This is a genomic window from Pseudomonas salomonii (genome assembly GCF_900107155.1).
Taxonomy (GTDB): Bacteria; Pseudomonadota; Gammaproteobacteria; order Pseudomonadales; family Pseudomonadaceae; genus Aquipseudomonas; species Aquipseudomonas salomonii.
Genome location: NZ_FNOX01000006.1, coordinates 440,348 through 447,140, shown reverse-complemented (window position 1 = coordinate 447,140; position 6,793 = coordinate 440,348). Strand labels below are relative to the sequence as shown.

Sequence of the window (6,793 nt, the reverse complement as noted above, 5' to 3'; positions counted from 1 at the left end):
CGCGGGCCACGCCTTCGCCGCCCAGGTACAACTCACCGGCCACGCCGATGGGTTGCAGGTTGAGTTGCGCGTCCAGCACGTAGCCGCTGCGGTTGCCCAACAGCGTGCCGATCGGCGCATAGACCGCGCCGCAGGGGTCGCCGCGACGGGCTTTCCACAGCAGCGGTGTGACCACGGTTTCGGTCGGGCCGTAGCCGTTGAACAGATACGTCGGTTTCAGTGCGCGCCAGGCCAGGTCGTAGCTGGCCTGTGCCACGGCATCGCCACCGAAGCAGTACACGCGCACGTTGGGCGGGTTGCCATCGCGTTCGGCATGCTCGGCCAGCTGTTGCAGGTACACCGGTGGGAACACGGCCATGGTCACGTTGTGGCGGTGCATTTGCGCGTAGGTGTATTCCGGCAGCCACAGGCTGTCATCGCGGATCAGCACGCTGGCGCCGTTGATCAGCGGGTGCATCCAGCCTTCGTGGGAGCCGTCGAAGGCAAAGGACATGAAATGCAATTCGCAGTCGGCCGGGCCGGTTTCGTAGCGTTCGCCCGTGGCGATGATGTGCGCCACCAACGGGCCGTGAGAAACCGCCACGCCTTTGGGCATGCCGGTGGAGCCGGAGGTGTAGATCACGTAGGCGAGGTTGTCGCCGTTCAGATCGACCTGCGGCGCGGTATCGCTATAACCGGCCCAGTCTTCGGTGCGGTCAATGGCCAGGGTTTCCAGACCCTCGGCAAGCGGCAATTGCGGCAAGGCGCTGGTGTGGCTCAGCAGCAATTTCGCACGGCTGTCTTGCATCATGTACAGCAGGCGGTCACGCGGGTATTCGATGTCCAGCGGTACATACACGCCGCCGGCTTTCATCACGGCGAGGAACGCCACCATGATTTGGGCGCTGCGCGGCATGGCAATCGCCACGCGCACTTCCGGGCCGACGCCACGGGCGATCAGTGCATGGGCCAGGCGGTTGGCCTGGCGGTCCAGCTCGCCATAAGTCAGGGTTTGCGCATCGAACTTGACCGCCACCGCATCCGGGGTTTCCCGGGCGCGATCGGCGAACAGCTCGTGCACCAGACGCTCGGCCGAGAAGCCCGAATCGGTGCAGTTCCACAGTTGCAGGATGTGCTGCTGCTCGTCGCTATCCAACAGGTTCAACTGGCCGATGTTCTGCTGCTGGTCGGCAACCATCGCCTGCAACAGATTCTGCCAGTGGCGCGCCATGCGCTCGATAGTGGTGGCTTCAAACAGATCGGTGGCATAACCCAGCGAGGCCCACAGCCCTTGTGTACTTTCATGCACGTCCAAGTCGAGGTCAAAATGCGCGGTACGGCGCTCCCACTCCAGGCCTTCGATGCGCAAGTCCGTCAGCGCTTGCACACCCAGGTGTCCTTCGCGCTGATAGTTGAACATCACCTGGAACAACGGGTTCAGGCTCAGGCTACGCTCGGGTTGCAGGGCTTCCACCAATTGCTCGAACGGCAGGTCCTGATGGGCCTGTGCCTGCAGCGCACGCTGCTTGACCTGGGCCAGCAACTCGGCAACCGTCATGTGCCCGTCGATATCGGCCTTGAGCACTTGAGTGTTGACGAAAAAGCCGATCAGACGTTCGGTTTCCACACGATTGCGGTTGGCGATCGGCACACCGACACGGATGTCGTGCTGGCCGCTGTAGCGGTGCAGCAATGTCTGGAACGAGGCCAGCAGTAACATAAACATCGTCACGCCCTGCGCCTGGGCCAGGGCTTTAAGACCTTGCGCCAGTTCGGCAGGCAACGGCACATCCAGACGCGCGCCACGATGGCTTTGCTGCGCCGGACGTTGATGGTCGAACGGCAACTCCAATACGGGCTGCTCGCCACCGAGCACGTCGCGCCAGTAGTCCAGTTGTCGGGCCTGCTCACCGGCTTCCATCCACGTACGCTGCCATACGGCAAAGTCGGCGTACTGGATCGGCATCAGCGGCAACTGTGCTGCCTGGCCCTGGCTGAAGGCGGCATAAAGTTGCACCAGCTCGTCGATCATGACTTGCATCGACCAACCGTCAGAGACGATGTGATGCTGCACCAGCACCAACACATGATCGTCCTGCGCCACACGCATTAAGGTCACACGCAGCAACGGCCCGTTTTGCAGGTTGAACGGCTGTGCAATTTCGGCCTCTACCTGCGCTTGCAGATCAGCTTCTTGCACGTCAACGCACCGGACAGGCAACGCCACCTGCACGCGGATAACTTGCCGCGCACCGTCCGCTTGCTGTTCGACGCAGGTGCGCAGGCTTTCATGGCGGGCGACCAACTCATCGAAACTGCGCTGCAACGCCGCCGTGTCCAGCCGCCCCTTGAGGCGCAAGGCGCTGGGGATATGGTAGGCGGCGCTGTCCGGGGCCAGTTGCCAAAGGAACCACTGACGCTCCTGGGCATACGACAGCGGCAGCGGCTGGTCACGACCGACCGACACCAGTGCGGGCGCCTGCTCACCCAGGCCACTTTCCAGGGCGTGCAAAGCGCCAGCGAACCCTTCCAGACGCGGCTGCTCGAACACCAGTTTGAGCGGTACTTCGCGCCCCAGCGTATGCCGCAAGCGTGAAACCACCTGCATGGCCAACAGCGAATGCCCGCCCATCTCAAAGAAATGGTCGGTCAACCCTACGCGCTCAACGCCCAGGATTTGCGCCCACACGGCGGCGACCTGCTGCTCCAGCTCAGTCACCGGTGCCACCCATGCCGGCTGCGATTGGCTGACATCGGGTTTGGGCAGCGCATTGCGATCCAGCTTGCCGTTGGGGTTCAGCGGCATGCGGTCGAGGAAGATGAGGTGGGCCGGCACCATATAATCCGGCAGTTGTTCGCGCAGCGTCAGCTTGAGGGATGCGGCGTCTTGCTGCTCGGCAACCAGATAGGCGACCAACTGATTGTCGACGGCCAGCACCAGCGTTTCGCGTACGCAGGGCTGGGCCAACAACAGCGCCTCGATTTCACCCAGCTCGATACGAAAACCGCGAATCTTGACTTGATGATCGACCCGCCCGACATACTCGATGACACCATCGGCGCGATAGCGTGCCAGGTCGCCGGTGCGATACAGCCGCTCGCCGGTTGCGCCGAACGGGTCCGGCACAAAGCGCTCGGCCGTGAGCAGCGCGCGGTTCAAATAGGCGCGCGCCAAACCGCAGCGGCTGCCGATGTATAACTCGCCCACCGCCCCCAACGGCGCCAGGTTCAAGTCGCGGTCCAGCACGTAAAGGGCGCGGCCCGGCAAGGAACGGCCAATCGGGCTGGCGGTGGCACCGACGATTTCAGCGGCGGCTGTGCAGTCCAGCACACTCGACACCACGGTGGCTTCCGTAGGGCCATAGGTATTGAGCAAGCGTACATGGCCAAGACCGGCTTTCACCCACTGCGATGGGCCATCCAGTGGCATGGCTTCGCCACCAATGTGGACCTGTCGAAGCGCGCCATAGGATCGTGGCCCCGCCGCCAGGCAATCGAGCAGGAACAGGTTCCAGTAAGCGGTCGGCAAGTCGGCCAGGGTGATGCCTTGGGCGATGATTTCGTCGTACAGCCGAGCGCTGTCCCACAGCTGCGGCCCTCGCAATACCACCGTCGCGCCGTGGGTCAGCGCCGGGTAGAGCTGCTCGACAAAACCGTCGAAATTCAAGGTAGCGAATTGCAGTACGCGATCATCCTGGGTCAGGCGCGAATAGTCGGCGGCCATCCGCGAAAACTCGGTCAGCGCCGCATGATCGATGGCCACGCCTTTGGGTTTGCCGGTGGAACCGGAGGTGTAAATCACGTAGGCCAGGTTGTGCTTGTCGACCTTGACCTGCGGGTTGTTCTCGCCATAGTTGACCAGGCTCGGATCCGCCACGTCCAGCGTCGCCATGCCTTCTGGCAGCGGCATCGGCACATGGGCTTGCGTCAGTACCACACGCACACCGCTGTCCTCCAGCATATGCAGCAAGCGTTCGCGCGGGTATTGCGGGTCCAGCGGCACATAGGCGCCGCCGGCCTTGAGCACGGCCAACACGCCAACCACCATCTCGAACGAGCGCTCGATCGCCACACCCACCCGCACTTCCGGGCCGACACCGCGTGCGATCAGCGCATGCGCCAGGCGATTGGCCTGGCGGTTCAACTCGGCATAACTGATGGTGTGTTCGTCCAGGCACAGCGCAACCGCCTCCGGGCGCTGTTGCACCTGGGCCTCGAACAACCCGTGAACGCCTGCCGCCGCTTCGAACACGGGGCCACTCTGGTTCCAGGCGTACAGCACATCGCGCTGTTCTGCATCGATCAGCATGGCCAACTGCGCCACACGGGTGTCCGCACGCCCGACAATGGCGCGCAGCAAGCGCTGCCAATGCTCGGCCATGCGTTGCACGGTGGGCGCTTCGAACAGGTCAGTGGCGTAGGTCAGCGACGCCCAGATACCTTGCGGGGACTCTTGAGTGTCCAGACTGAGGTCGAACTGTGCACTCTGACTGCCCCACTCCAGCGCCTCAACGGCCAGGCCCGGCAATTGCAGCTCGCCACGGGACTTATGCGCTTCAGTCTGGTGGTTGAACATCACCTGGAACAACGGGTTATGGCTCAGGCTACGCTCCGGTTGCAGTGCCTCGACCAACTGCTCGAACGGCAGATCCTGATGACTCTGGGCCTGGAGTGCGCGCTGCTTGACCTGGGCCAGCAACTGACTGAAGGGCATCTGCCCGTCGATATCGGCCTTGAACACCTGGGTATTGACGAAGAAGCCGATAAGGCGCTCGGTTTCTGCGCGATTGCGGTTGGCGATCGGCACACCGACGCGAATATCCGACTGCCCGCTGTAGCGATACAACAGCGTCTGGAAGGACGCCAGCAACAGCATGAACAACGTCACACCTTCGCGCTGAGCCAGCGCCTTGAGGCTGCTGACCAACACTGCGTCCAGGTCCATGTCCAGACGCGCGCCGCGATAACTTTGTACCGGCGGGCGCGGATGATCCAGGGGCAACTCCAATACCGGTTGCTCACCGCCCAACCGCTCAACCCAGTAACCCAGCTGGCGCTCTTTTTCGCCGGCTTCCATCCAACTGCGCTGCCACAAGGCATAGTCGGGGTATTGAACCGGCAACTCCGGCAAGCGCACATCCTGGCCCTGGCTGAAGCCCACGTACAACTGCACCAGCTCATCGACCATGACCTGCATCGACCAGCCGTCGGAGACAATGTGGTGCAACACCAGCACCAGTACATGCTCATCCGGCGCCATCTGCAGTAATTTCACCCGCAGCAGCGGGCCTTGTTGCAGATCAAAGGGTTTGGCGACTTCGGCTTGCACTTGAGCTTCGAGTTGCGTGCGATCACCCACACCCTCAGCGATCTCAAGGTGCAGTTCAGGCTTGACCACCTGTAATACCTGATCGACGTCCTGATGCAGGCAGGTGCGCAAACTCTCGTGACGGGCAATCAAGGCGTCAAAGCTGCGTTGCAAGGCCGGCCGATCAAGTTGGCCTTTTAACCGCAACGCACGTGGCAAATGGTAGGCAGGGCTCTGCGGCTCCAACTGCCACAAAAACCACTGCCGCTCCTGGGCATAAGAGAGTCGCAGCGGCTCGCCTTCCTGACGCTTGAAAACCGGGGCAATCTCAAACAGGTTGATGCCTTGCTGCTTGAGCATTACCGCCAACGCTTTCTTTTGTTGCGCAGACAGTGAACCTACCGACTCGATTAATGCTTGCACGCCACGCCCCTCAGGAAATCAATTTATCCAAATCTTCTGCTGATAGACGTTTGAGGGCCTCCAAGGATTTAGCCAATGCGTCCTGCACCGGCGAATTATTTGTTTGCCGGGTGGCTACATAGGCACTGAAGTCCGCCAGGGTCGGGGTGGTGAAGATCGACTTGACGTCGAATTCGGCGTGCAACTGCTCGCGCAGGCGCACCACCACTTGGGTGGCCAACAGGGAATGCCCGCCCAACTCGAAGAAGTTGTCGTTCAGGCCCACCCGCTGCACGTCGAGCACTTCGGCCCAAATTGCGGCAATCTGTTGTTCCAGGTCGCTGCCCGGCGCCACGTATTCGCGCGTCTGCAGGTTGGCGTCGGCTTTGGGCAACGCCTTGCGGTCGAGCTTGCCGTTGGGGCTCAGGGGCATCTGTTCCAGCAGCATCCATAGCGCGGGCACCATGTAGTCCGGCAGGTTTTGGGCCAAGTGCGCGCTCACTACGTCGCGCCAGTCATCGGCGGCGTGTTGCAGCACCAGGTAGCCCACCAGGTATTTGCCGTCGACGGCCAGCACCGCGGCTTCACGCACCCATTCATGCTCCAGCAGGCGCGCTTCGATTTCGCCCAACTCGATACGCAGGCCACGCAACTTGACTTGATGGTCGATACGCCCGGCGTACTCGATCACGCCGTCGTCGCGATAACGCGCCAGGTCGCCGGTGCGGTACAGGCGCTCACCGTTGGCAAAGGGGTTGGCAATAAAGCGCTCGGCGGTCAATGCCGGACGCCGGTGATAACCACGGGCCAGGCCGACGCCGCCCAGGTAAAGCTCGCCCAATACGCCAATGGGTACCGGTTCGAAATGGCTGTCGAGGATGTAGCAGCCCAGATTGGCAATCGGGCGACCAATCGGCACCGCATCGCGACCTTCATCAAGGCAGGTCCAGTGGGTCACATCGATGGCGGCTTCAGTCGGGCCGTACAGGTTATACAGCCGCGCTTGCGGCAGTTTGGCGAAGACCTGCTGTTGCGCATCCACCGGCAGCGCCTCGCCGCTGCACACGATGCGGTGCAAGGTGTGGCACGTCGCAACGGTCGGGT

General features: G+C 62.3%; 2 protein-coding genes. Both read right to left on the bottom strand.

Going from position 1 to position 6,793, the window contains the following annotated elements; translation table 11 throughout:
- Window positions 1-5,710 (bottom strand): non-ribosomal peptide synthetase (locus BLV67_RS16490; protein WP_482822395.1); only part of this gene is annotated, 5,710 nt, incomplete at its 3' end.
- Window positions 5,711-5,720: 10 nt separating this feature from the next.
- Window positions 5,721-6,793 (bottom strand): AMP-binding protein (locus BLV67_RS33345; protein ID WP_244160721.1); only part of this gene is annotated, 1,073 nt, incomplete at its 5' end.